Origin of the sequence: Mucilaginibacter sp. NFR10 (assembly GCF_900100445.1) — a bacterium.
GTDB lineage: Bacteria > Bacteroidota > Bacteroidia > Sphingobacteriales > Sphingobacteriaceae > Mucilaginibacter > Mucilaginibacter rubeus.
The window spans coordinates 737,763-764,233 of record NZ_FMTV01000001.1; the positions used below are offsets into that span (position 1 = coordinate 737,763).

The window sequence follows — 26,471 nt, forward strand, 5'->3', positions numbered from 1 at the left end:
CGTGATAGTTTAAAAAAGATATAACAATGAAAAATATAATAGGCAGTTTGGCTCTTGCACTGGTGGTGCTTGCCGGCTGTAAAGTTTCAAAAGATGTTGCTACGCCAAAGGACGCGCAACCTGAAGCCTTCAGGAACGCGGTTACCACCGGCGATACCAGCAGCATTGCCGACTTGCAATGGAAAAACTTTTTTACCGATGCTGCTCTTCAAAAGCTGATTGACAGTGCTATCGTTAAAAATTACGATATGCAGGTGGCCGTAAAAAATATCGAGGCTGCACAATTGCAGTTTAAACAAGTTAAGTGGAATTATGTTCCTACTCTTGGCTTAAACGTTACTGCAAGCACCAACCGCCCGTCTGATAACAGTGTTACCGGTTTAAGTATCAAACAATACAATATTGGTACTAAACATGTTGAAGATTATAATGCTAACCTTTCACTTTCATGGGAAGCTGATATCTGGGGTAAAATCCGCAGTCAAAACCGTGAAGCTTTGGCCCTGTACCTGCAAACTAACGAAGCTAAAAGGGCTATCCAAACCAACATCGTATCAAGTGTATCACAAGGTTACTATAACTTGCTGATGCTCGACGAGCAACTGGAAATAGCTAAGAAAAACGTAAAACTAAATGATAGTACATTGCGCATCATCAAATTGCAGTACGACGCAGGTCAGGTTACTCTATTAGGTGTTCAGCAGGCACAGGCCCAGTTAGAAGCTGCCGCGCAATTGGTTCCTCAGTTTGAACGCGATATCAATGTTCAGGAGAATGGCTTGAGCATATTGGCTGGTAGGTTACCTGACGCCATTGAACGTAGCGCTAAACTTAATGATATTACTTTCCCCGAAACACTTTCGGCAGGTGTACCATCAGCAATGGTGAGCCGCAGGCCCGATGTACGCAGTTCGGAGTTGGCTTTAAATATAGCTAACGCGAGGGTTGGTATCGCTAAAGCCCAGCTTTACCCTTCATTAACTATAACCAGTCAGGGTGGTTTAAACTCATTTAAATCAAGCAACTGGTTTAACATCCCTGCTTCATTATTTGGTACAGTAGCAGGTGGTATAGCGCAACCGTTGTTACAGCATAAACAACTGCGTACCCAATATGAAGTTGCTAAAGTTGACCGCGAAAAAACAGTGATCCAATTCCGTCAGTCTGTATTAAATGCAGTAGGAGAGGTATCTGACGCTTTGGTAAGGCTCCAAAAGCTTAAAGAGCAACAAACAATCGCAGCTAACCGCGTTAAAACATTGCAACAAGCTACAAGCAATGCGAGCATGTTGTTTAAAAACGGTCTTGCTACCTATCTTGAGGTGATTACTGCGCAAGGTAATGTATTGCAAGGTGAGCTTGAATTAGCATCTATTAAAATGGCTCAACTTAGTGCCAACGCTGAGCTTTACCGCTCATTAGGCGGCGGCTGGAAATAAGCTTTATCTACCCCCGTGAAAACGGAAAACGGCTGATCAGAAATCCTGATCGGCCGTTTTGCATGTTAGGGGTTTGTCTTTCCCTGCATTTTATTACGCCTGCCTTTTTTTGACTGATGTTATATATTCATTTATAATCAGCAATAAAACGGGCAGCAGCAAACCCGTCAGTAATGCAAAAAAATATACTAATAATGATTTGGAGATCATTGATTCCCGCGTGTGCCACGTTTCATTTATAATGAGCCTTGGCCCGGGGTCTTGCCTGCCTGATCCATGTAACAGCCTGTTATACTGTTGTTGCTTACTTTCAATTATAGTGTTTATTTGGGCGATAGAATCATTCAATTGCAGCGATAAAAATGATGCTATTGATTTTGAATCTTTTGGTTGATCCACATCTTTTGGTTGCACACTATCTTGAGGTTGCTCAACATCTTTTGGTTGGTCAATGTACTTAAGTTGGCGGACATCTTTAATTTGATGAGCATTTCTGATTTTTTGTTCTTTTACCGTTATGCTGTTAACAAGTGCTTCTTTTATTGAATTAAGTTCGAGTTTGAAAGCGTAAACGCTTGCATCAGCATTGTCCGAATCCTGCATTACCCGCTGTTTATTGAGTTGCGCTTTATTAAAATCCTGTATGAGCGCTTCGATACGGTAATCGCTAACCTGATGATTATCCGGTATGATAACAAAAGCGTCATTAGGTTTCAAGGCGTATGTTTTAACGGCAGTAAGTGCATTTAAGCCGGCTCTTTCTTTTTCAGTCAATACAGTCTTCACCGTCACCAGTACCGGAATAGCTCTCGGCTTTGGCATTTGCCTTGGTTTTTTGATGTTATTCAGTATGGCTTGCTGTTCATGATATTTATCTGCCATTGCTTTATAGTAGGTTATACTATCGTTTAATTTAAGAAGCAATGCAGTATCAACTGCCGGTTTAGTGTTTGAACTGGGCTTGGCATATTGGGCATTGATAATTTCTACAAGCTTATTCAAAAAATCATGCCCCTTTTGAGCATTATTCACGTTTATGCTCAATTCAAAAATGCTATCGCTCAAAATTTTCGCACGCATACTATTGCCAAATTGTTCAGTTAAATCGGCGGAGGAAGTGAGTTTTACAATCAGCGGTAGTTGTATGGGTTTAAAGGCAGGCCCTTTTATTATGGTATAGCGTAAAGATCCGTGTTTAACCGGGTGGTATAGAGGTACATCTGTGAGTACATTATTCTGATCAATCCTGTAAACGTTGCCATTAATTAAATTGATGGTGATCTCAACAGGAGCAGAATAGAAGTTGCTCTTTCCAGGTATAAGCTTAATGGGTAATGAATCCCCGTAAATCTCTTTTGTTGTAAAAGTTCCCTTACGATAATAACTTACCTGGAGCCCTAACGCGTTGACCGCTTTTTCTATCGTGGTTTCAGAGCGCAGCTCCTTAATTGCTGTCGTTAGTAATTCCCAATCGCCGGAAGCAGCCAACTCTATGCTCACTTTGTATTTAGGAGATGAAAAAAGTAAATAAACTGAAGCTGCTAAAACAACAACTACTACTGAAGCAATCACGAAATATCTGTTGCGGAATAACAGGCCAGAAATATTCCTTCCCGCCCTTTTGATGCGAGCCTGGTTCATAGGATGCAATACTTGTGCTGATGTAAATTGCTATAATTTAGTAATTTGCAATTTATCCGGAACGCTCGTTTTGCGATTGTTCTTCGCGCTGTGGTAATTTTAGTAACGCTTTACATGTTGTTATAGCTAACTCCGCAATCGTATCTCAAAAATTGTGAAACAATTTATACAACTCCCTGAGTGCATTGACAGGTGATTTCATGACCTTACGGATAACAACCTGCCCGGTTGCAGGGGTTAAACACTTTGTTACAAACAAATTACCCGGTTTTTCAAAGAAAATTCATATCATAGCAGCCCCAAACTATTTGAGTTGTTTTTTAAATGAAATTTAAGATCGTACTTGTATTTATTTTGTTTTCCGGATACGTACGGGCGCAAAATGTCAATATAATCCCGCAGCCCAAGTCTGTTGTTAATGGTACAGGGCAGTTTACTTTTAGTAATCACAGCACCGTTGGTGTAAATGATGCTTCGTTGTTGCCAATAGCTCGTTACTTCCAAAAACAGGTAAGCCTGTCGGCTGGTTTTATGCTTGCCGTTGATAATAAAGATGCAGGCAGTGTTATTCATTTGTTGTTAACCAACGGCGATCCCACCGCCGGGGCATATTCCTTAAAAATTGTTGCCAATGAAATTACCATTTCTTCGTCAAACCGTGATGGGGTGTTTTATGGGATGATTTCCTTGTTGCAAATGATCAAAGATCAGCCCAGGGGCGAAACCATCAGCTTAGCGTCGTTAACCATTGCCGATACTCCGCGCTATCAATGGCGGGGACTAATGCTTGACGAATCCCGCCATTTTTTCGGGATGGAAAAAGTTAAGCAGATCCTTGACTGGATGGCTTACTATAAGCTTAATAAATTTCACTGGCATTTAACCGATGCCCAGGGCTGGCGTTTGGAGATAAAGAAATATCCTAAGCTAACACTGATTGGCGGAATCGGTAATTACAGTGATTCAATTGCTGATCCTCAATATTATACCCAAACACAGATCAAAGAGATCATTGCTTATGCCGCGGAAAGGTTTATAACTGTGATCCCCGAAATTGATATGCCGGGCCATGCTACAGCGGCCAACAAAGCTTATCCGCAGTTTAGTGGCGGCAGTGTTGAAGGATACCCTAATTTTACCTTTAATCCTGCAATCGATAGCACTTACCAGTTTCTTGGTAATATCATTAAGGAAACCAGCACGCTTTTTCCTTCTAAAATGATCCATTTAGGAGGTGATGAAGTAGCTTTGGGTGTTAAGGCCTGGTCGCTTAACCCTTCAATAGCCGGGTTTATGCAGAAGAATAACTTTGCTGATGTAGGCGAGCTGGAGCGTTATTTCTTTAAGCGCGTAGCCGACACCGCCATAAATGCAGGTAATAAAGTACTGGCCTGGGATGAAGCAACCGGAACAAACCTGCCGGCTGATAAAACCATTATTTTTTGGTGGAGGCAAAATTTACCGGGCCAGCTGCATTTAGCAGTACAAAAAGGTTACCAGGTAGTGCTTTGTCCGCGCCTGCCTATGTATTTTGATTTTGTGCAGGATGCTGATCATATCTCGGGCCGCAGGTGGAAAGGTGTGTATAATACCGTGGGTAGCGTTTATGGTTTCCCTGAAAGGCAGATGCAGAATAACGAAGACCTGCAGTCAAAACAGATCATTGGTGTACAGGCCAATGTCTGGACTGAAATGATCGGCTCTGAAAAGCGCCTTGATTTTATGCTGTTTCCGCGTATAGCCGGTTTGGCCGAAGCTGGATGGACAGCCCCTGAGCTTAAGGACGAAGAAGCTTTCAATAACCGTTTAAAAGCAAGTATCAAAATCTACGATGCAGCTAACATCTATTATTTTAATCCTTTTGATAAGTTTTTTCATGATGAGGCTATTGATTTTGGTCCGAAGATCAGGAAAATGGAGAGACCGGCAGATCAGAATATAGAAGATGAAGGATACCGCCCGAGGAGAAGACATGGAAAGTCTTCAAAAAGAACCTCTCATTCGTCAAAACATTCTTCTTCATCAAAGCATTCTTCCTCTAAGAAGTCATCATCTTCAAAAAAGTCTTCTTCTTCAGGTAAAAGCAAAAAATCATCTCATAAAAAAAGGAAATAGCCCCCTGACAGGTTATTTCCTTTTTGAAGTTACTTCCGGATATTATTATCTGTACGAAGATAAGTGCGTAGTTTTAATACTGAGGACAAACGATTTGCCAACGCTTATCTTTACAGTTTTATCCTTTAAAATCGCTTTAACAGCTTCATCGGCTTTAAGGAGTTCGTACAAATCGCGCGCCACTGCCGATCCGCTGATGTTGTTGGTGACCTTGCCGTTTTCGATATTGATATTAAAGGTATAACCGGATTTCCCCTTGCTGCCGGCCGCTTCAAAATCAGTTATATTTAACTTAAACTGCTGCTCGTCTTGCAGACTTCTTTTCAAGTGCAGGCGTATTACAGGCATGTACTTTTGCCACGTGCTTAAATAATTTCTTTCGTCCATAATAGTGTTTGTAAAAGCGAAAGCCCTCGTAAAGTATTTATACAAGGGCTTCGGTTATCGGGTTAAAGAGGTTGTTACACCTCCCGTCATTAATAGTTCTCAATAAATCAGCTTAATGTAACGGCCAATTTTTATAAGTTTCAAAGTTACCTAAATAAAACGGGTAAACAGGCAGCATGTTATAGTTTGTTTTAATACCCCATTAAATTATAAAGCGTTTTTTGGATAAATTGTAGTGGTAAATTAGGGGTATGGTTGCCGCTTTTTAGGCCAGGGTTACTAACTGTCGGTTTATAAATACTGTAAATTGCATTGATCATTAAACTGCATTTACATGAATTCATTTGTTCGCCGAATTATCCTGTCAGCTTTTTTTTCGCTGTTTTGCTGTCTGTGCAAAGCGGATCCTGTTTTTTACATGAACCAGGTAGGGTATGATGCCCGGGGAGCAAAAACTGTTGTTGTGCGTTGCGACACCAAACTTGTGCCGGGTATACTTTTCGCGTTACAAAACTCAAATGGTAATGCTGTATATATTGCTCCATTAAATGGCCCGTTAAAGGTTGAGGAATGGGACAAGGACGGATATTTTTACCAGGCTGACTTTTCGGAATTCAAAGCGGAGGGAAAATACAGGGTTTACATTGGTACTAAAGATTTTCATTCCCAATCCGATTGGTTTCAGATCAAGGAAAACGCGTTGGCAGTAACTACCATCCCATCGGTATTGAGTTATTATAATAAGCAGCGGGCTAACACACCAACGGAGCTGCAGGCCGACGCAGCCGTTCAGCTTTATGGCAGCGATAAAACAGTTGATCTGCATGGCGGCTGGTGTGATGCGTCGGGCGATGTAAGCAAATACTTTTCGCATTTGGCTTATGCTAATTTTATGTCGCCCCAGCAAATACCCCTCGTAACCTGGTCAATGATCAATACAATGCAAACCGCGCCGGGTTTGTTAAATAAACTGGGGATTTATGATGGCATGATGAATGAAGCACTTTGGGGGGCCGACTACATGATGCGCGCCCTGTCAAAAGACGATTATTTTTACATGATCGTATTCAGCTATTTTAATAAAGATCCTAAAGCCAGGCGTGTTGTAGGGTTAAAAGCAAACAGCGTTACAACAGATGAGTACCAGGCTGCTTTTCGAGAAGGAGGTGGGATGGCTATTGCATCGTTGGCGCGAATCTCGCAACTGAAAAAAGACGGTGACTTTAAGTCGGCGGAATATCTTGCCGCTGCCAAATGGGCTTTCGCGCACTTGCTGGCAAACAATACCCAATATGATGACGACGGCAAGGAAAATATCATTGACGACTATTGTGCCCTGATGGCTGCTACCGAATTGTGGATTGCTACCGATAGTTCCCTTTATCGTGATGAAGCCCGAAAACGCGCGCTAAGTTTGAACAAGCGAATGAGCCCCGCGGGGTATTTTATTGCTGACGACGGCGACAGGCCTTTCTGGCACGCAGCAGATGCCGGCTTACCCGTTATTGCTTTATGCAGGTACCTGGATAAGGAGCAAGAAGCTGATGAGCGGTCCAATGCATTATCAACCATAAAAAAAGCACTGGATTATAACCTGGAGGTAACCGCTAATGTGGATAATCCGTTTGGCTATGCCCGCCAATCTTTTAAGTTTAGGGGTGCTGTAAAAGATGGCTTTTTTATCCCGCATGAAAATGAAACCGGCTGGTGGTGGCAAGGTGAAAATGCGCGCCTGGGCTCGCTGGCAGCGGCGGCATTAGTAGGCGGGCGGTTAGTATATCCCGAAAAAGGAGGCTGGGGCATAAAAAGAAAACTGGCAGAGTATGCATCGCACCAGATAGCCTGGATATTGGGTTGTAACCCTTATCAAATGTGCTTTATGTACCAGTATGGTAAAAACAATGTGCCTTATATGAGTTCAAATTTCGGCCATGGATCGGGCAAGGGTGGGATTTCTAACGGAATCACCGGTAAAAAGGAAAATCCCGACGGCAGCGGTATCGATTTTAAAATAAAAGACAACAGCAACGAATGGCGTTGGACAGAACAATGGTTACCTCATGCCGCCTGGTATTTGCAGGCCGTTACCGCTATGGCTGTGCAGCAGTAATTGGGAGTTGTCATTTTTTATACCTCAAATTGTCGTATTTACTACTCGGCGCCTTATCTTCATACTGATAAGTTTGTATTGAAATTAAAACCTATGGATATGACACAAATAAATGTTTCCGGTAACTATGCCACAGTTAACGGACTGAAAATGTATTATGAAATTCACGGCGAGGGTTTCCCGCTGGTATTAATCCATGGCGGCGGTTCAGATATCGGCGTTACTTTTGGCAGGGTATTGTCGGGCTTTGCGAAAAATCACCAGGTAATAGGGGTTGATTTGCAGGCACACGGGCGTACGCCGGACAGGGGCGTACCTACCTCTTTTGAGCAGGATGCTGATGACGTAGCCGCTTTGCTCAAGCATTTGGATATAAAACAGGCCGATATTATGGGTTTTAGCAACGGAGGTAATACCGCCATGCAAATAGCCATCAGGCATCCGCAACTGGTTCATAAAATAGTGATCGCTTCTTCGTTTTATAAACGCAGTGGTTTTGATGACTGGTTTTGGGATTTTATGAAGAACGCGACCCTTGACAGTATGCCCAAACCTTTGCAGGACGCTTTCCTCGCCATAAACAATGACCAGGCCGCTTTAGAAGTAATGCATAAGCGTGACCTTCATAGGATGCAGGGTTTTCAGGATTGGAGTGATGAGGCTATCCGTTCTATCACCATGCCCGCATTAGTTATTGCCGGGGATAAAGACGTGATCAGGCCTGAGCATACGCTTGAGCTATACCGCATGCTTCCCGATGCCCAACTTTGTATTTTGCCCGCAGGCCATGGCGATTATATAGGTGAGATTAGTGAGGTTCGTGAAGATGGGAACTACCCGGCGGTAACTATCATTGAAGAGTTTTTAACTAAGGCAAAAGCTTAAGCTTTTGCCTTAGTTTCTTTACGTACAACAGGTGCAACCCTGGTGCCGTAAAGTTCAATTGCTTTTAAAATATCCTTGTGCTTGGTAAAGCCCGTAACTAACTGGGCTACGAAACGGGTGTTACCAAAAAGCTCATATTGTTGCATGATCTTGTCGATGGCTTGTTGCGGATCGCCTACTACCAATGGCCCAAAATCGCGCAGGTACTCAAATTGTTCCCTTGTCATGGGCGACCAGCCCCTGTCTTTGCCAACACGGGTCATGAGGGCTTCATAGCTTGGATAAAACTCGTCGGCTGCTTGTTGTGAGTTTTCGGCAATATAAAATTGTGAACTGATGGCCAATTGGAGCTTGCTTACATCGTGCCCGGCTTTGGCCGCCGACTCGCGGTAAAGCTCAACAAAGGGTACAAAATGTTTTGGCGCGCTGCCCAAAATAGCGATGATCATAGGGAGGTTAAGCGTTCCTGCCCGTTTTGCTGAGGCAGGGGTTCCGCCAACGCCAATCCAAACCGGAATTTCCTGTTGCAGCGGACGAGGATATACGCCCTGTTTCCGGATTGGTGCCCTGAAATTACCCTGCCACGAAACAATTTCCTGCTTGTTGACCTGCAAAAACATTTCGAGCTTCTCGGTAAATAATGCATCGTAATCATCCAGGTCGAAACCAAAAAGCGGGAAAGATTCAATAAAGGAGCCCCGACCGGCTATCATCTCCACGCGACCGCCAGATACCAGATCGGCAGTGGCGAAGTTTTGAAATGTACGCACAGGGTCGACCGAACTTAATACGGTAACCGAGCTTGACAACCGGATGTTTTTGGTAATAGCTGCTGCTGCTGATATCAATATTTCAGGTGCCGAGATCACAAAATCGGGCCGATGGTGCTCGCCGAAGGCATATACATCTAAACCAACCTCATCGGCCAGCTTTACTTCTTCCAATAACTCCTGAACCCGCTTATGGGCATTTACGGCGTTGCCGCTCGTCCCATCGGGGTGGATCTCACCAAAGGTGCTAATACCTAATTCCATGTATCAATAATAAAGATCAGCTGCATTCAACTCTTTCTTTTCAAAACTTCCCGGAGCAGTAACATATACTTTAAGCGGCGCTACGCGGGGCCTGTACCTGCCGGTTGGCGGTGGCGGCGCGTTGTATATATACTTTACCTTTATTTGATGAAAACCTTTTGCCAGCGGCAACGCGTATTCAGCTTCTGTTAGCTGTACGCCATCAATAAACAGTTGACTGGCGGCATAATTTGCAAGGGTAAAGTTATAAGTACCATCGGCCAATATATTCACGTAACCGTCATAAACTACACCAAAATTCGGGTTGTCTTTTTTCAAAGCTTCAGCATCCAGTTTATTGCTGACAGCCGAATCTTGAGGTGCTGTATAACTAAGCTGATCGGGTGAGGTGAATGTATTTTTTGTCCACCTGTATTTGAGCCCCTGTTTATTAGTCGTGTAGGTTACCGGAGGTAGTGGCGCTTTATTGTACATTAAAGTGCGGGTAGCAATACTCCTGCGACCGGATGGCGTAATTACCCTTGTCCGCAATTCCCGTTTTTCGTTTTGCGGAATGGAGAAAGTGATCGGCCCGTCGTACTGCAGATCAGTATCCAGGGGATCGCGTCCGTTCAAGGTATAATAGATCCTGGCGCCGGGCACCACCGATTTTAGCGTGTAAACAAAATGAGGGCCTATAACCATGGTATCAATAGTAGTTAACGCGGTTGGCACACGGTAATTGTAGTTCATGGCATCAAGCCTTGCAAAATGTTTGGCCAGCCTTACTTCGGAAAAATTGGTATAGTCCTTGTTCTCCGGCTTACTCCAGGCTACTTCTGAAAGGGCGAATACCCTCGGCATGATCTGGTATTGAAGCTTGGCTACTGTAGGCACATACTCCGTCCAAAGGTTGCCCTGGGTGCCTATAACATATTTCCGTTCGTCGGGAGTAAGCTGCTTTGAAACAGGATCATAATTATAAGTTTCCTCTAAAGTAGCATAACGGCCAAATGATACAGGCTCCTGCGGCGAACTGCTTTGATAATGATCAAAGTAGTTACCGGTGGTTTGCGGTGTCATGATCACGTTATGTTTTTGACGGGCAGCGTTAATGCCTCCTTCTTCACCCTGCCAGCTCATCACGGTGGCGTTAGGGGCAAGACCGCCTTCTAATATCTCATCCCAACCTATAATACTGCGGCCTTTTGAGTTAATGAATTTCTCTATCCTTTGGATAAAATAACTTTGCAATTCCTTTTCATCTTTTAGTCCTTTTTCATTCATCAAAGCCTGGCAAAATGCCGATTGTTTCCATGGTTCTTTACCTGCCTCATCACCGCCTATGTGGATGTATTTACTTGGGAAGAGTGCCATTACTTCGGTAAGTACATCCTGTAAAAAGGTAAACGTTTGTTCGGTAGGGCAGTACAAATTATTGATATCGCGCGGGGCTTTTTGTCCAACAACTGTATCACATTTAAACTCAGGGTAAGCACGTAAGGCAGCTTCGGAATGGGCAGGCATTTCAATTTCGGGGATAACGTTGATATACCTGTCGGCCGCGAATTTTACTACATCTTTAATTTGATCCTGGGTATAATAGCCGCCGTAGCTAACCGAATCGGGCCAGTCGCGGTTGCTGCCAAACATGGTTTGCTGACGGAATGCACCCACCTGCGTAAGTTTAGGATATTTTTTGATTTCGATACGCCATCCCTGGCCATCAACCAAATGCCAGTGGAAGGTGTTGAGTTTGTAAGAGGCGATAAGTTCGATCACTTTTTTTACCTGCGGAATGGTGAAGAAATGACGCGATACGTCCAACATCATTCCCCGGTATCCAAAGCGGGGCGAATCTTCAATTACCGCGCAAGGCAATTTGTAAACGGCTGCGTTTTCAACCGGGAAAAGTTGCAATAAGGTTTGGATGCCGTAAAACAGGCCTGCATCCTTACCAACTATGATGATATTACGTGGTGTGATAGTTAGTTTATAACCTTCCACGGGCAATTTATCGGCTCCCTTTGCAGTTAAGATTAACCCCCTGCTTTTTGCGGCTTTAAGCTTTGAATTGTATTTAACTACTTTAATATTCCGGTGCCGGATATCTTGCAGATAGCTTTTCAACCATAAAACAGCTTTATCTTTCGGATTATCGGCCTTGATTGCTGTAAGCTGGCTAAATGTAAACGTGCCGCTATTTTTGGTAATGGAAGCAGGGGCAGGGATAATGCCCAGATGCGGATCATCGGGGGTGATCTGGGCCGATGCTTTGTTTGTTTGCCCTAAAAAGATAAAAAAGCTTGCGAGCGTGGTGAGTTTTGTTAAATAGTGTGCTTTAAAATTCATACAGGCGTGGATAATGATGAAAGGATAAATTTAACCATTATCCTACGCTGGAATGGGGCTAAAGCTTATGTAACAAACAATTGACGTTTAATCGTAGCCTGCATAATCCCATGCGCTTTGATAACCGTTTAGCTGTTCCGCATAACTGATCATATCTCCATAAAAAGGAGCATACGCAAGTGTTGAACTATCGCCGATCATTACCAGTTTTTTGCGGGCGCGGGTCATGGCCACGTTCATGCGGCGGATATCGTTCAGGAAGCCTATCTCTCCGTTGGTATTGCTGCGTGTGAGGCTGATGTAAACCACGTCGCGTTCCTGCCCCTGGAAACTATCAATCGTGTTCACGGCAATTTTATCTGCGTAAACCATCAACTCCGGTGAATCCAGTAGCAATTGGTTTAAAATCCTGATCTGTTCTTTGTATGGGGAAATAACTGCTATAGTTGGGAAGTTTTCTGTTGAATAAGATCCAGTGAGTTCGCTTACCAGCTTATGCAAGTGTTTGAACAGGAATGAGGCCTCTTCGGGATTCGCCGTACTGGTGCCTTCCTGTTTTTCATCATAACCACAGCCCGCAGTATCAACAAAGCTTATAGGCAAATCGCCGGGAAATAACAACTGATGGGCAACGATGGGGTGCGCTTTTAACCTGTTGTCATAAAACTCTTTGGATGAAAATCCCATAATGGCTTCATTCATACGGTATTGTTCTTCGAGCAATATTACCGCTCCGGGGTGGAGGGCAGCGCATTTTTCGAGCAAGGTAGTACTAAGGCCATCTTTGGCTGCCTGTTGCGATTTAATGGTAGGCGGGAGCTGCAAATGATCGCCGGCAAGGATCACTTTTTGCGCCTTCGATATCGGGATCCAGCAGGCGGGCTCAAGCGCCTGACCGGCTTCGTCGATAACTACCGTATGGAACTTTAAATTGCGGATGGTATAATGGTTAGCGCCTACAGGGGTTGCCGTAATTATCTGCGCTTTACCAATCAGGTCCTCCGTAATAAATTGTTCGGTTTTATCCACTTCTTTAATGAGCTGGTGGGCTGCATCAAAAAGCGCCTTGCGCTGGTCACGTTCGGCTTTGCCAAAATTGCGCTTGTATTTGTGCGCCATGTTCTTGTACTCTGAAGCCTGCTTTTTAAGCTTTTTAATCTCCTTCATATCGCTATGGGCACTTATCCTGCTATCTAAAGTTAAAGCCATTAACTTTTCAGATACCCTTGCCGGATTGCCAATGCGGAGTACATTTAAACCTTCATTGCTCAGCTTTTCGCTTAGCAAATCAACCGCTGTATTACTTGGCGCTACAACAAGGATCTGTTGTTTGTTTTGTCTGATAAGTGCCTTGATAGCCTGTACAAGCGTGGTTGTTTTACCGGTGCCAGGAGGGCCGTGAACTATGGCAAGTTCCTGTGCCTCAATTATTTTTTGAACAGCTTGTTGTTGTGAAGCGTTTAAACCATTAAGCGGGTGATGAATTGTTTCGGGGATAAAAGCCGGCGTACTTTGCCCGGTTAACACCCGGGTAAGGTGGCCTTCTTTATGATCATCAACAAGCTTGGCAGATAGTTTGAGCGCCTTCTGCATCTCGTCATAGCTATTGTCATCAAACAGCAGGTCGATGCCAAGCTTGCCGCTCCTGGTCCAGTCGGGCAGCTCGTCGGTGTTCAAAGTTAATTTTAACCGGTTGCCGCCCTGGTACGATACTGTGCCGTTTACACGATCGGTTTTAGGATCATGGTTGGAGAACAATGCAGCCGAAGCGCCGAACCTGAACTGGTGACTAAGGTCCTGGTGAGAAGGCCGTTCCACCTCAACTGTAAGGTAATCGCCGCGGCCTACTTCGGTGCCTTTTATGGCTATGGGGTACCATGTAAGCCCTGCTGCCCGGCGTTCGGCAGCTGAAGATGTTTCAGTTAGTTTGAGGTAAGCCTGGCGGTCTTCGTCCTGCTCAGTTTGCAGTAAACTGAGCAGTTTTTTAAAATAGTCCATTTTGCAAAGGTAAAGCTTAGGCCCGGCTTTTGTGCAATCACATAAAACACAAAAGGGAACTTGAATTTTTCCTTTTCATATCCCGATTAACAATTTATTGCTGCCAGTTAGGTGCCGGTTTTGCTTCAAGAGCAATTGTATTCCTTGAAAGCTCTTCATTTATCTTACCCAAAAAATGCCTTGTTAATGGTTTTGAAATAAAGCTTTTAACAAAGGGGTACGCCTTGGCCCGTTTCTGATCGGCAGGGTCAACAGAGTTTGAAATAATATAAACCGACACAGGTTTTACTAATGAGCTGTAAATGTTATTGAATAACTTTAAAAATTCCCACCCATCCATTACCGGCATATCGAGGTCAAGAAAAATAATGTTGGGTATTTCTGCATGTTTATCCCGGTTGTTATATAATGCTTTGTAAACAGGTTCCGGATCCATATAAAAGCTTGCATTTAACCAATTATCTTTCAATATGATTTTAACCGTTTCATGAAAAATAATGTCATCATCAATGATAGCAACCGAACGGTGCCGATCGTCTTTAATAAGATTGAGGATATCTTTTTTGATTTCGATAAGTAACGGAGACAAAAGTTCGGTACCGCATTCAATGCAATTCAAGGTACGTGATAACGCAACCTCAAGTGGCACTTGTATCGATAAGCAGGTGGCATCGTTATATATGGAGTTTGCGCAGTCTTTATTAAAGCAATAACAGGTGATTTTTTCGGTGCTGGCCATAGTGTAAAGGTTTTGTTTAGTAGTTCATTTTAAATTGCCTCAACATTGATGCCCCTTGTTGGTTTGTAGTTAAATATTTACAAAGCAGCTTCTATTTTGTTAGGATTGTTAAGGCTTATAAAATTCAATTCCCTAATGCTGAGTTGATTATAATTATGGACTAAAATAGTTGCATTTTAACATTTTTATAACTGCAGCTGTTATGCGAATTAATTTAAATATAAAAAAGATTAACTATAAATACAAATGTGTTTTTTATAGCCCAAGTGTATGTTTAAACTGACAATCCGTTTCTTTTTGAGGCCGCCATCGGCAGTAAAATATTAACTTTAAGTGCCTGTGAACAAGTTGTTTTAAACGATGATTAGATTCTGAATTTAGACGGAATAAGTAAAAAAACCACTGCGACTTTTTTTTGTTATATTGAAACACTAAACTATTAACATGAGCCGATTAACCAGCTTTTTATTATTCCTATTTGCTTTAGTGATGGCACAATCATGCCAAAGTAACCGGCATGCCAATAATTATAACAAGGCCCTGGTTGATGATAACGGTTTATTATTTATTAAAAGCGGGGAAGAATCAACCCTCGCCTCTGTAAAAGCATCTGGTTTGGCAATCGCAAATTCAAAAAATCAACGCGTTATTCAGTTTGCCAAGCTCATGATTGATGACCATACTATGCTGGCAGATGATTTCAAAAAACTAAGGACCGATAATTTTATTGCCGATTCGGTTGTTATTAGCCCTATGCATCAGCAAATTATTAATGATTTGGATACAAAACGTGCCGGCGCGTTTGACAAGGCCTATATCCAAGTGGTTATAAACGATCATACTGAACAAATAGCTTTATACAAAACGGCGGGAAAAGACCGGAGAAATACGAGCCTTGCCGATTTTGCAAATAAAATGTTACCTGGTTTACAGGCTCATTTAGATACTGCAAAGCTGATTAGCAGTACATTAAAATAACTTTAATTGCTGCTCAACAGGTGGTTTGGCTTTGCCAAAAACGGTACGGCCCCCATATTTCCATGAGTCGTTACGTTCCTTTTCAATAACTTTATCAAAGTTGGCATTGGGCGTGAAATCTTTTTCAGCCCTTTCGGCTATTTGGGAAAGGCGTTTGATAGCTTCATTTTTATCGCTGTTGCCCATTTTTGCCTTTTGAATAGCCGTTTGCAGGGTACTTAAGGTTTCGTCATAAACTTTGGTAGGCACCGGGAATGGGGCGCCATCTTTGCCGCCATGTGCAAAGGAAAACCTCGCCGGGTCTTTAAACCGGGATGGTGTGCCATGGATCACTTCACTTACCAGGGCCAGCGACTGTAAGGTGCGGGCACCTAAGCCTTGCAGTAATAGCAGATCTTCAAAATCTTTGGGTTGTTTTTCATGAGCCAGCCAAAGTACGGCACCAAGGCGTTTCAGGTCGACATCTTTGGCATGTACTTCATGATGGCTGGGCATCACCAGTTTACTGATCTCGTTGATCATGATGCCCGGGTTTTCGGCGGCAATCTGCATAACACCATTGCGCGAACCATCCGCTCCCTTATCTGTCATGTTAAGGATATAGCCGCTGTTTTTACCATAGATAAAAGTATGCGGGTCGTTAACAAATGAGCTTAACTGTTCGGAATGCCAGTGGTATCTGCGGGCCGTACGGCTTACATCGCTCATGCCTTGCTGAACCACGGCCCATTTGCCGGTGTCGCTTAAAATAAAATTATGGGTATAAAGCTGGAAGCCATCCTGTATGGCTGTATTATCAACTTTGGCGCTCAGCTTGCTGCATTTTACCAGGTAATTTGCATCAAGTCCCGTGGTTTGGCCAACCTTAACCAGTTCGGCAGGTGTTTGAGTAGAGTGTTTACCTTTACCGCCACAAATATAAATGCCCAATTCGCGGCTATGCGGGTTGATGGATTTTTTCAAAGCGCCCATTACAGAAGTGGTTATGCCCGACGAATGCCAGTCCATCCCCATAACAGCGCCCAAACTCTGAAACCAAAATGGATCACTTAGCCGGCGAAGTACTTCATCCTTACCATAATCCATTACAATGGTTTCCACCACTGCAAGGCCAAGCTTAGCCATTCGCTCAGCAAGCCATTGTGGTACATAGCCATAATGTAAAGGTAAGTCAGCACTGCCCGATCTCTTCATGCTAACAAAGTTAGTAAAAAAACAGAACCTTGATGCACTTGATTGAAGGATTTCCTGATATAAATTTGAACCTTGATTGGCCTGATTAACGATTACCTGATGGACTGCCTTTATCTATCAAGAAATTCTTAAATCCCCAAAATCATGGTTCTGCTTAGTCTTCCTCCGTCTCTCCAACGTACAATTCGTCAATATCGGATGCGTATTTCTTTTCGATGACCTTGCGTTTGGCTTTCATGGTAGGCGTGATCTCGCCCTCATCCATGCTGAAAGGGTTACGTTTTATTTTGAATGATTTGATGCGTTCGAACTTGGCCAGCTCATTGCTGTATTTCCTGATGTCGGCGCCTATCCAGTCAACTATTTCTTTATCGTTAATGAATACCTCAGGGCGTTCAAAGAAATCATTTTGAAGGTTAAAAGTTTCCTGCAGGGTCTCGCGTGCCGGCACAATAATGGCGGCAATGTATTCGCGTTTATCGCCCACCAAAAATACCTGTTCAATTTTAGGGCTTTTGAGGTAGGTGTTCTCTACCGGAGTCGGGTAGATGTTTTTGCCGTAAGCATTCACCAGCATATTTTTGAGACGATCAGTAATCTGAAGATTGCCGCGGAAAAACCTGCCGATATCGCCGGTATGGAACCAGCCGTGCGAATCAATAACGGTGGCGGTTTCTTCGGGCTTGTTCCAGTAGCCTTTCATTACGCAATGCCCGCGAACGATGATCTCGCCTTCTTCGGTAAGGGTATCTTCTTTAAAGTTATCGTGTGTTTGTATGCTGTAGATGTGTTTGGTATCCACATTCTGGATGGCCACCTCAATACCGGGAATAATACGACCAACGGTGCCATAAATTACCCGGTGGCGTTCTGTAACCGCCATTACGGGTGATGTTTCGGTTAAGCCAAAGCCCTCCAAAATTACAATGCCCAGGTCGCCAAAAAATTCACCGATGTTTTTAGGCAGTGCGCCACCTCCTGATACCATGAATTTCAGCCGTCCGCCGGTTTTTTCCTTGATCTTGCTGAATACCAGCTTTTCGGCAATTCCGTGCTGCGCCTTTAAAATAACATTAGGCGATTTACCGGCTTCCTGCACCAGGCGTACTTTTTTACCAATCTCAAATGCCCAAAGAAATATTTTTGTTTTAAGGCCACCTGCCGATGTGCCGCTTTTGATGGCTTTGTCGTGGATGCGTTCCAGTAACCGCGGTACGCAGCAAAGTATAGTAGGTTTAACCTCGGCCATGTTTTTGGCCAGCAGCTCCAAACTTTGGGCAAAAGCTATTTGCGAGCCACGGTAAATTGCTATATGGTAAATGGTGCGCTCAAATACATGCGATAGCGGCAGGAACGACAGAAATCTATCAGTTTTTTCAACAAACGGAATCTGAATTAAACTATTGATAGCGTTTTGCGTGAGGTTATGGTGGGTTAGTACCACGCCTTTAGGTACCCCTGTAGTCCCCGAAGTGTAAATGAGGCATGAAGTATCAGTTGTTAAGATAGCTTCACGTGCTGCATTAATAGCATGGCGATATTGCTCCAGCAATTTGCTGCCCTCGGTAATTACCTGGTCAAAGCCAATTACGCCGGCATTTAAGCTTACCTTATCGCTGAATTTTTCAAAATCATCAAATGCCGGGATCAGGCGGATTAGTTCCGGACAGTTGTTTGCCACCTTTAAAACTTTCCTGAACAAGAAAGGGTTGCCACAGATGATAGTACGAGCCCCTGAGTCATTCAGGATATATTCTATCTCGTTTTCGGTAAGGGTGGGGTATATAGAGGTGTTAACGGCACCAATCTGTTGCAGGGCCTGATCATAATAAACGTAATTGGGCCCGTTTTCAATGATGAGTGAGAGCCTATCGCCCTTCCTGATACCGATGTGCAGGAACCAGGCCGAAATCGCGTCTATTTTTTCTAAGGCTTCACCGTAGCTGATCTCTACCCAGGTATCTTTAACTTTATGAAGCAGGAAAGTATGATCTAAAGGATGGATTTTTGCAACGGTATTGCGAATGAAACTCGGAACAGTTGAAAGCTCGGTATTTTTACTCATTTAAATAATTGGATATTGGAAACAAATCTAAATCTATTTTTATAAAAACAAGCATTGATACGGGTATTTGACAACTGAACATGTTTTACTTTGTGATGATGCTGATTTACGTTAAGCTTACTAACTTGGATAAAAACATATGCTATGAAGATAATTATTATCGGTGCTTCGGGCACTATTGGCAAAAAAGTTACCGAAGCATTGCAAGGCAAAAACGAGATTATTACAGCAGGCTCAAAAAGTGGTGATTTTCAATTGGATATTACTTCACCCGAATCGATTGAAAGGTTTTATGAAAAGGTTGGCCCGTTTGATGCGTTGGTGAGTACTACCGGATCGGGGCATTTCGGCCCACTGGCGAGTACAACCCCTGCCGATTTCAAAAAAGGAATTGAAAGCAAGCTCCTTGGCCAGATAAATCTTGTACTGATAGGCCAGCATCATATTAATCCTAAGGGCTCATTTACGCTTACCTCAGGTATCTTATCGGAAGATCCGGTTGTAAACGGCGTGAATTTGGGCACCATTAACGGTGGACTAAATTCCTTTATAGTAGGTGCAGCCATTGAATTGCAAAATGGTGTGCGGATCAACGCGGTGAGTCCCGGTGTTGTTGAAGATTCGCCCGGTTATTTTGAATACTTCCCCGGCCATGAACCCGTTGCTATGGATAAGGTAGCCAACGCTTACATTAAAAGCGTACTTGGGGCCATTACAGGACAGGTGATCAAGGTGTTTTGATAAGCTTTGTCAAAACCGGAAGAGACTTACGAAGTTTTTGAAACTTCGTAAGTCTGGTAATTTCCAAACTTTCCTTATCTTCACTTCATAATTACTATCTCCACATATAAAACAAGGGTTGCCTAAGGCCCCGGCCTGTTGATACAGGTTCGGTAACACGCTGCAATTCGCGGCAGTGTTTAGTATTGTCTCAAAATTCTGATCAATTTTATTTAACCGGTAATGAAAATTACTCAAATATTTACTTTGGGCATTTGCTGCATTTTTACGTGCATTGCCCGGGAAGCAAAATCTCATACCTGTATGGATACCATAACCAATAAACAAAAAGTATTGTCCTTTTATAAACAAATAGTAGGGCAGCGTAAAACAGAGCTGGTCCCCGAATTTATAGCCGAAGATTATAAACAACATAACCCTACCGTTAAGCAGGGGAGGGCAGGCATAACAGAAATGGTCAATTACCTGAAAACTTTACCACCACCGCCCGAAGATGCAAAGTCGCCAATTATAAGAGCGATACAGGATGGCGACTTAGTAGTGACTCATCTTGATATTTCATTTTTGGGGAGGCGGATGGCTGTGATCGACCTGTTTAAATTAAAGGATGGGATGTTAACTGAACATTGGGATGCTATCCAGCCTTTGCCCGATGAAAGCGGGAAAACAGTCACTGCCACTAATGGCACAACTGAAATTGATCATAATGCGTCTGCGGAAAATAGCAAACTTATTGTTGAGCAATTTTACAAAGCGATTATAGGTAAGCAATCTGCTAATCGGTTTATTGATACCGCTTACATCGAGCATGATGCCTCTGTAATTACGTCGGGTATTGGACTGGCAGACTATCTTGCGGGCCCGGAACGGGCCGTTAAGGTTCACAGGATTATAGCTGAAGGTAATTTTGCTGCAGTTCAATCACAGTTTAACTGGGACGGCAAAACGTTTGTATTTTATGAGATATTCAGGGTGGCTAAGGGTAAAATTGCAGAACACTGGAGTGTAGAGCAGGTTGTACCTGATGGTGTTATAGCAGAGGATATGTTTTAGTGAGTTCAGCTGAAAGCTGAAGCCATGTTAAACCCTGGGCTTGTGAAAGCCCGTGGCAGATTGTAAAACAAAAGGAGGCGCTCATCGCGCCTCTTTTCAATTATTTTAAGGTTGAATTTATACCGAAAAACTTTCGCCGCAGCCGCAGGTACGGCTGGCGTTAGGGTTGTGGAAATTGAAGCCTTTGCCGTTAAGCCCGTCTGAAAAATCAAGCTCGGTACCGGCAAGATACAGGAACGATTTCATGTCAAGCGCCATACGTACGCCCTGGTCTTCAAAAAACTGATCGCCTTTTTTCTCTTCGTTATCAAAATCAAGATTGTATGATAAGCCAGAGCAACCACCGCCCTGAACAGATACACGCAGAAAGTACGAGGCATCAAGCCCTGCATCCTGCATTAGGTGTTCTATTTTGCTTTTTGCTTTATCAGTTACAGTTACCATTTTTTTAGATTTGAGATATGAGATTTGAAACATGAGACCAAGTCACACCGCAAATCATCAAAATCAATTATACGTATACAAATCAGATATGAGTCTCAAATCTCACATCTAATATCTCACATCTTCTTAGTGATGTACTTTTTCGCTTTCAATTGGCGCTAAACCGTTTTTAACGCGGAAATCATTGATCGCTGCTTTGATAGCATCCTCTGCCAAAACTGAACAGTGGATTTTTACCGGTGGAAGGGCAAGCTCTTCAACGATATCCATGTTGTCGATTTTCATTGCATCGTCGATGCTTTTGCCTTTAAGCCACTCGGTAGCTAATGATGATGAAGCGATTGCCGAACCGCAACCGAAAGTTTTGAATTTTGCATCGGTGATAACATTGTTATCATCAACCTGGATCTGCAGGCGCATTACGTCGCCGCACTCAGGTGCACCAACTAAGCCGGTACCTACTTTGTGGCTGCTTTTATCCAAAGTGCCCACATTGCGGGGGTTAGTGTAGTGATCGATTACTTTATCTGAATATGCCATTGTCTTTTTAATTATTGAATTAGTGAGTTAGTGAATTATTGAATAATTTAAACTCGTAATATTTATTTTTTGTATCTGGAATGAAAAATCCGAAATCGAACCTTCCAAATCCGAAATTAAATTAGTGTTCTGCCCACTCAATTGAGTTAAGGTCGATGCCCTCTTTAAACATTTCCCAAAGTGGTGAAAGGTCGCGCAGGTGGGTAACCGCTTTTTTGGTTACTTCAATTGCGTAATCAACTTCTTCTTCGGTAGTGAAACGACCTAAGCCAAAACGGATAGAAGAGTGGGCCAGGTCATCAGACAGGCCTAAGCTTTTCAATACGTATGATGGCTCCAATGAAGCAGAAGTACAAGCCGAACCTGATGATACAGCCAGATCTTTCATGGCCATCATCAAGCCTTCACCTTCAACATATTTAAACGAAATGTTGGCAACATGTGGTAAGCGGTGTTCAACGTTACCGTTTACATAGCTTTCTTCCAACACGGTTAAAGCTGATTGCAATTTATCGCGTAAAGCTGACAGGCGTTTTGCCTCGCTTTCCATTTCCTCGCCGCAAAGTTCGCAGGCTTTACCTAAGCCAACAATACCCGGTACGTTAAGGGTACCTGAACGCATGCCACGCTCGTGACCGCCACCGTCCATTTGTGCGGTAACTTTAACCCTTGGGCCTTTACGGCGTACGTATAAAGCGCCAACACCTTTAGGGCCATATATTTTGTGTGCTGATAAAGCTAATAAGTCGATACCATCAGCATTAACATCAACAGGGATCTTACCTACAGCCTGTACAGCATCGGTCATAAACAACGCGCCGTGTTTGTGGGCTATGGCCGAAATTTCTTTAATTGGCTGGATAACGCCTATCTCGTTGTTGCCATACATAATCGATACCAGGATGGTTTCAGGCGTCATTGCTGCTTCAAGCTCAGCAAGATCAACAAGACCGTCCTCTTTAACCGGTAAATAAGTTACCTTACCGCCCAGTTTTTCTACGTGTTTGCAGGCATCAAGCACAGCTTTATGCTCTGTAACTGCAGTTATGATATGGTTACCTTTGTCTTTGTACATTTCAAACACCCCTTTAATAGCAAGGTTATCTGATTCTGTAGCACCAGAGGTAAAGATGATCTCTTTTTCAGATGCGCCTATCAATTTGGCAACCTGTTCGCGTGCGTAATCAACCGCCTCCTCTGCAACCCATCCAAACGCATGGTTACGGCTTGCCGCATTACCAAATTTTTCGTTAAAATATGGTAACATAGCCTCCAGTACCCTTGGGTCCATTGGTGTAGTTGCATTGTTATCTAAATAAATTGGGATATTCATAGTCCTTTGAAATATATTAACAAAACAAAGATACACAAGTTTTTATTGAAATTCAGCTAAAATCCTTCGCAAATAACCAAAGCTGACCAATAATTTACAATATTTGGACATGAACAAAGTGGAGCACATTGGCATTGCAGTTAACAGTGTTAAATTAGCAGGCGAGATCTACGCTAAATTATTGAACACACCGGTATATAAAACCGAAACCGTTGAAAGCGAACATGTGCTTACTGCATTTTTGCGAAGCGGACCAAATAAGATTGAATTGCTCCAGGCGTTGAATGACGATAGTGCTATAGCTAAATTTATAGCTAAAAAAGGGGAGGGGATCCATCATATAGCCTTTGAGGTAGATGATATAGAACAGGAGATGAAACGCCTTAAAAGTGAGGGTTTTGTTTTGTTAAATGATAAGCCTAAACAAGGGGCTGACAATAAACTGGTATGCTTTGTGCACCCCAAAAATGCTAATGGGGTGCTAATAGAACTGTGCCAGGAAATTTAAACTTTAATCGATATTATTTTGCAGGTGGGATAATTTTCCTGATCCTGGCATTTTGTTCGTCGCCAACATATATGTTACCGCTGGCATCTACCGCTATGCCATGGGGGTCGTTAAATTTAGCCTGCAAGTTTGCACCATCATAAAAGGCTCTTTCTTTTGTGCCTGCAAGCGTAGTTACTTCGCCACTTGCCGCTATTTTTCTAATCAAGCTTAGGTTATCGGTTACATATATGTTTCCGTTTTTATCTACAGCTACACCCAGAGGCCCGTTGAAGGTTGCCGATGTTGAAGCACCGTTGTCAGATCCGGGTGCAAGCTTGCCGGCAACTGTTGTAACTACCGCGGCGGGGGTTATTTTCCTGATCATATTATTACTATAATCGGCTACATAAATATTATCAGCACCGTCAATAGCTAAGCCTTCCGGTAACCGAAAATTAGCTTCTGAACCGGTTCCGTCTGCAAAACCGGGGCCCGAATGCACATTGCCTGCAAATGTTGTAACATCCTGTGATGGCGTAATTTTTCTGATAATGTTATGATTATCTGTTATATACAGGTTGTCGGCGTGGTCAATTGCTATTCCCGCCGGGCCATTAAAGGTTGCTAATGGGCCTTTTCCATCGTTAAAGCCTATTACTCCCGAACCTGCAAATGTACTCACAGTGCCGTCGGTTGCTACTTTTCTAATTACGTTGTTACCAAAATCGGCAACAAAAATATTTCCTTTCGAGTCGAGCGCAATACCTATGGGATTATCAAATTTTGCCGATTTGGCGGGGCCGTTAACCAGTCCGGCCCCCGTCCCGCCCGCCAGCGTAGTTACAATGCCTTCGGACGTAATTTTGCGGATAGCATTGTTGCCCTGGTCGGTAACATACAAATTGCCGGCAGCGTCTACCGCTACACCATTAGGGTTATTGAGTGCTGCATTTGCTCTTAGGCCATCAATATATCCATACGTGCCATTACCTGCAAGGGTATAAGTATGTCCCGGAAGATTTTCTAATTTGGGGTTGTCATCCGTGCCCGGGGCTGGTTTATCTTTACTGCAGCTAAATAATGCTACAGAAGTTGAAATTCCAATAAGTAATAAAGCGGGAATAAATCTTTTATTATTCATGTTTGTGGATATGGTTCAAGTTTGATTATTAAAACAACAAACAGCCGGTTTTATTGTAGCTATCGTTAAAAAGCTATCAAATAGTGCAGGGAGACTGTTTCCCCAAATATAAATTTAAAAGTAAATTGATAGGCATCGTATCTGGTTGATTTTATTTTTAATTTGCTTTTCCAGTTTTCACTTTTATTATTACATTTGCACCTCTTTTAAGTAAAGTACAGAAGGTAAGTTTATATAATATAATGAAAAAAGATCTGCATCCATCAAACTATAGGTTAGTTGTATTTAAAGATATGTCAAACGACTATTCTTTTATCACTAAATCTTGCATCGATACCCGCGAAACCGTTAAATGGGAAGATGGTAACGAATATCCATTGGTTAAATTAGAGATTTCTCACACTTCGCACCCGTTCTACACCGGTAAAATGAAACTGGTTGATACTGCAGGTCGTATTGACAAATTCCGCTCACGTTACAACAAAAAGTAATTTTTGTTTAATTAATATTTACAAGTCCCGGCTTTGCAGTCGGGACTTTTTTTATTTTTGCGCCATGGCAATTATCCTTTTTGACGATAACGCACACCATACGCTGTTACCCCTTACCTATACCCGGCCGGTTGCCGATCTTCGTATCGGGATGCTTACCATTGCCGAAAAATGGGCCAGGCATTTAAAAAGCGCTCATTCTTTTCAAACGCTTGATTACCTAAAGATTAAGTTCCCGGTAAATATTGAGGCTGATAACGTTTTGATCAATGGCGCTATATGTCCGGATGAAAACCTGGTTGAAGCAATTGATAAACTGCAAACCGGGCAGGCGCTTAAATACAATGATCAGTTAATAGCCGTTAAACTTAATGCCGCGGATGCGGAAAGCTTTGATGCTAATGCTGATTTTGGCGATGTGGTAAACTATTCGAACCTTTTTGTATCGATCAAATACCCTGAAGATATTTTCAGGAAGAACGACATCGAGCTTCGTAAAGATTTTCAGCTGCTTACTAAAGGACGAACAAGCGCGGCTATCAGTTCAACTAACATTGTTATAGGCGACGATTTTTTTGCTGAGGAAGGTGCTGTTGCCGAATGTTCGACATTTAACACGACTAACGGACCGATTTACCTTTCGGCTAATACCGAAATTTGGGAAGGTACACATATCCGCGGGCCATTTGCCATTTGCGAACATTCGCAGGTGAAAATGGGGACTAAGATTTATGGTGCTACCACCGTTGGGCCGTATTGCCGGGTTGGGGGCGAAATAAATAATTCGGTAATTTGGGGATATTCCTCAAAAGGTCACGAAGGCTACCTTGGCAACTCGGTTTTAGGCGAATGGTGTAATATCGGCGCTGATACAAACAATTCAAACCTGAAGAATAACTACGCCGAAGTAAAACTTTGGGATTACAGTACACAACGTTTCCGTAAAACGGGCCTTCAATTCTGCGGCCTCATTATGGCCGATCATGCAAAAAGCGGGATCAATACCATGTTTAATACCGGTACAGTAGTAGGGGTAGGGGCCAACGTTTTTGGAGCAGGTTTTCCGCGTAACTTTGTGCCCGACTTTTCATGGGGAGGCGCGCAGGGCTTCGAAGTTTATTTGATCAATAAAATGTTTGAAACCGCCCAGAAAGTATTCGACCGCCGCGATCACCGTGATTTTGATGAAATCGAACAGAACTTATTAACAGCCATATTTGAACAGACAGAGAAGTATAGGCAGTTTTGATTTTGGTGAGTGGTTGATTAGGTGAGTGGGGTAATATCACCATTTAATTGAACTTTATGAACTACTCACCTAA

General features: G+C 43.0%; 22 protein-coding genes. 10 read left to right on the forward strand and 12 right to left on the reverse strand.

The window, feature by feature from the left end; genetic code table 11:
- Window positions 1-26: 26 nt before the first annotated feature.
- On the forward strand, window positions 27-1,439 hold the full coding sequence (locus BLP33_RS03115) for an efflux transporter outer membrane subunit (RefSeq protein ID WP_090524779.1): 1,413 nt from the start codon (window positions 27-29) through the stop codon (window positions 1,437-1,439).
- 93 nt (window positions 1,440-1,532) lie between these two features.
- Here the strand turns inward: BLP33_RS03115 and BLP33_RS03120 are convergent, their stop codons facing one another.
- On the reverse strand, window positions 1,533-3,080 hold the full coding sequence (locus BLP33_RS03120) for a hypothetical protein (protein ID WP_090524781.1): 1,548 nt from the start codon (window positions 3,078-3,080) through the stop codon (window positions 1,533-1,535).
- 324 nt (window positions 3,081-3,404) lie between these two features.
- Between BLP33_RS03120 and BLP33_RS03125 the strand changes: the two genes are divergently transcribed.
- The gene (locus BLP33_RS03125) at window positions 3,405-5,195 is read left to right on the forward strand and encodes a beta-N-acetylhexosaminidase (RefSeq protein WP_090524783.1); all 1,791 of its coding nucleotides are present in this window, start codon (window positions 3,405-3,407) and stop codon (window positions 5,193-5,195) included.
- Window positions 5,196-5,240: 45 nt separating this feature from the next.
- Here BLP33_RS03125 and BLP33_RS03130 read toward each other — a convergent pair whose 3' ends face one another.
- Window positions 5,241-5,582 (reverse strand): hypothetical protein, encoded by a 342-nt coding sequence (locus BLP33_RS03130; protein WP_090524785.1) that lies wholly within the window; start codon window positions 5,580-5,582, stop codon window positions 5,241-5,243.
- A 334-nt stretch (window positions 5,583-5,916) separates the two neighbouring features.
- On the opposite strand from BLP33_RS03130, the gene BLP33_RS03135 reads away from it, so the two are divergent.
- Together BLP33_RS03135 and BLP33_RS03140 are read left to right on the forward strand one after the other, a co-directional pair.
- Window positions 5,917-7,692 carry a glycoside hydrolase family 9 protein gene (locus tag BLP33_RS03135; RefSeq protein WP_090524787.1) on the forward strand — a complete coding sequence of 592 codons (1,776 nt, stop codon included), beginning with the start codon at window positions 5,917-5,919 and terminating at the stop codon, window positions 7,690-7,692.
- Between the two features lie 99 nt (window positions 7,693-7,791).
- Window positions 7,792-8,577 (forward strand): alpha/beta fold hydrolase, encoded by a 786-nt coding sequence (locus tag BLP33_RS03140; RefSeq protein WP_254780049.1) that lies wholly within the window; start codon window positions 7,792-7,794, stop codon window positions 8,575-8,577.
- Here BLP33_RS03140 and BLP33_RS03145 read toward each other — a convergent pair.
- The 4 genes from BLP33_RS03145 to BLP33_RS03160 all read right to left on the reverse strand — a co-directional run bounded on the left by BLP33_RS03145 (window position 8,574) and on the right by BLP33_RS03160 (window position 14,679).
- The gene (locus tag BLP33_RS03145) at window positions 8,574-9,611 is read right to left on the reverse strand and encodes an Atu2307/SP_0267 family LLM class monooxygenase (protein WP_090524790.1); all 1,038 of its coding nucleotides are present in this window, start codon (window positions 9,609-9,611) and stop codon (window positions 8,574-8,576) included. The two genes, BLP33_RS03140 and BLP33_RS03145, sit on opposite strands and share 4 nt — an antisense overlap.
- A 3-nt stretch (window positions 9,612-9,614) precedes the next feature.
- A complete protein-coding gene (locus BLP33_RS03150; protein ID WP_090524791.1) occupies window positions 9,615-11,942 on the reverse strand; it encodes a family 20 glycosylhydrolase in 2,328 nt (775 codons plus the stop codon).
- 87 nt (window positions 11,943-12,029) lie between these two features.
- Window positions 12,030-13,940: an AAA domain-containing protein gene (locus BLP33_RS03155; protein ID WP_090524793.1), complete on the reverse strand. Its 1,911-nt coding sequence runs from the start codon at window positions 13,938-13,940 to the stop codon at window positions 12,030-12,032.
- Window positions 13,941-14,034: 94 nt separating this feature from the next.
- Complete coding sequence (locus BLP33_RS03160; RefSeq protein WP_090524795.1) at window positions 14,035-14,679, reverse strand: response regulator; 645 nt, start codon at window positions 14,677-14,679, stop codon at window positions 14,035-14,037.
- 444 nt (window positions 14,680-15,123) lie between these two features.
- Here BLP33_RS03160 and BLP33_RS03165 point away from each other — a divergent pair, with 444 nt between their 5' ends.
- Window positions 15,124-15,657, forward strand: a complete 534-nt coding sequence (locus BLP33_RS03165) for a DUF4142 domain-containing protein (protein WP_090524797.1) — start codon at window positions 15,124-15,126, stop codon at window positions 15,655-15,657.
- On the opposite strand, the gene BLP33_RS03170 is transcribed toward BLP33_RS03165, so the two are convergent.
- Both BLP33_RS03170 and BLP33_RS03175 read right to left on the reverse strand, forming a co-directional pair.
- Window positions 15,649-16,851 carry a DUF763 domain-containing protein gene (locus tag BLP33_RS03170; RefSeq protein ID WP_090524798.1) on the reverse strand — a complete coding sequence of 401 codons (1,203 nt, stop codon included), beginning with the start codon at window positions 16,849-16,851 and terminating at the stop codon, window positions 15,649-15,651. The two genes, BLP33_RS03165 and BLP33_RS03170, sit on opposite strands and share 9 nt — an antisense overlap.
- 154 nt (window positions 16,852-17,005) lie before the next feature.
- On the reverse strand, window positions 17,006-18,916 hold the full coding sequence (locus BLP33_RS03175; RefSeq protein WP_090524800.1) for an AMP-dependent synthetase/ligase: 1,911 nt from the start codon (window positions 18,914-18,916) through the stop codon (window positions 17,006-17,008).
- Between the two features lie 144 nt (window positions 18,917-19,060).
- Here BLP33_RS03175 and BLP33_RS03180 point away from each other — a divergent pair, with 144 nt between their 5' ends.
- Together BLP33_RS03180 and BLP33_RS03185 are read left to right on the forward strand one after the other, a co-directional pair.
- Entirely contained in the window at window positions 19,061-19,657 is a 597-nt protein-coding gene (locus tag BLP33_RS03180; RefSeq protein ID WP_090524802.1) for a short chain dehydrogenase, read from the forward strand.
- A 222-nt stretch (window positions 19,658-19,879) separates the two neighbouring features.
- The gene (locus BLP33_RS03185) at window positions 19,880-20,710 is read left to right on the forward strand and encodes a nuclear transport factor 2 family protein (RefSeq protein WP_090524803.1); all 831 of its coding nucleotides are present in this window, start codon (window positions 19,880-19,882) and stop codon (window positions 20,708-20,710) included.
- 117 nt (window positions 20,711-20,827) lie between these two features.
- On the opposite strand, the gene BLP33_RS03190 is transcribed toward BLP33_RS03185, so the two are convergent.
- The 3 genes from BLP33_RS03190 to BLP33_RS03200 form a co-directional block, all read right to left on the reverse strand.
- Window positions 20,828-21,154 (reverse strand): HesB/IscA family protein, encoded by a 327-nt coding sequence (locus tag BLP33_RS03190; protein WP_090526181.1) that lies wholly within the window; start codon window positions 21,152-21,154, stop codon window positions 20,828-20,830.
- 126 nt (window positions 21,155-21,280) lie between these two features.
- Window positions 21,281-21,694 (reverse strand): Fe-S cluster assembly scaffold IscU, encoded by a 414-nt coding sequence (gene iscU / locus BLP33_RS03195; RefSeq protein ID WP_076378185.1) that lies wholly within the window; start codon window positions 21,692-21,694, stop codon window positions 21,281-21,283.
- Window positions 21,695-21,815: 121 nt separating this feature from the next.
- Complete coding sequence (locus BLP33_RS03200) at window positions 21,816-23,027, reverse strand: IscS subfamily cysteine desulfurase (protein WP_090524805.1); 1,212 nt, start codon at window positions 23,025-23,027, stop codon at window positions 21,816-21,818.
- A gap of 109 nt (window positions 23,028-23,136) precedes the next feature.
- Here BLP33_RS03200 and mce point away from each other — a divergent pair, with 109 nt between their 5' ends.
- Window positions 23,137-23,535: a methylmalonyl-CoA epimerase gene (mce, locus tag BLP33_RS03205; RefSeq protein WP_090524808.1), complete on the forward strand. Its 399-nt coding sequence runs from the start codon at window positions 23,137-23,139 to the stop codon at window positions 23,533-23,535.
- Between the two features lie 13 nt (window positions 23,536-23,548).
- Here mce and BLP33_RS03210 read toward each other — a convergent pair whose 3' ends face one another.
- Window positions 23,549-24,658 (reverse strand): NHL repeat-containing protein, encoded by a 1,110-nt coding sequence (locus BLP33_RS03210; protein ID WP_090524809.1) that lies wholly within the window; start codon window positions 24,656-24,658, stop codon window positions 23,549-23,551.
- Between the two features lie 242 nt (window positions 24,659-24,900).
- Here BLP33_RS03210 and BLP33_RS03215 point away from each other — a divergent pair, with 242 nt between their 5' ends.
- Both BLP33_RS03215 and BLP33_RS03220 read left to right on the forward strand, forming a co-directional pair.
- Window positions 24,901-25,149, forward strand: coding sequence for a type B 50S ribosomal protein L31 (locus tag BLP33_RS03215; RefSeq protein ID WP_090524811.1), 249 nt, complete (start codon window positions 24,901-24,903; stop codon window positions 25,147-25,149).
- Window positions 25,150-25,213: 64 nt separating this feature from the next.
- On the forward strand, window positions 25,214-26,398 hold the full coding sequence (locus BLP33_RS03220) for a GlmU family protein (protein WP_090524813.1): 1,185 nt from the start codon (window positions 25,214-25,216) through the stop codon (window positions 26,396-26,398).
- The last annotated feature ends 73 nt before the right edge of the window (window positions 26,399-26,471 follow it).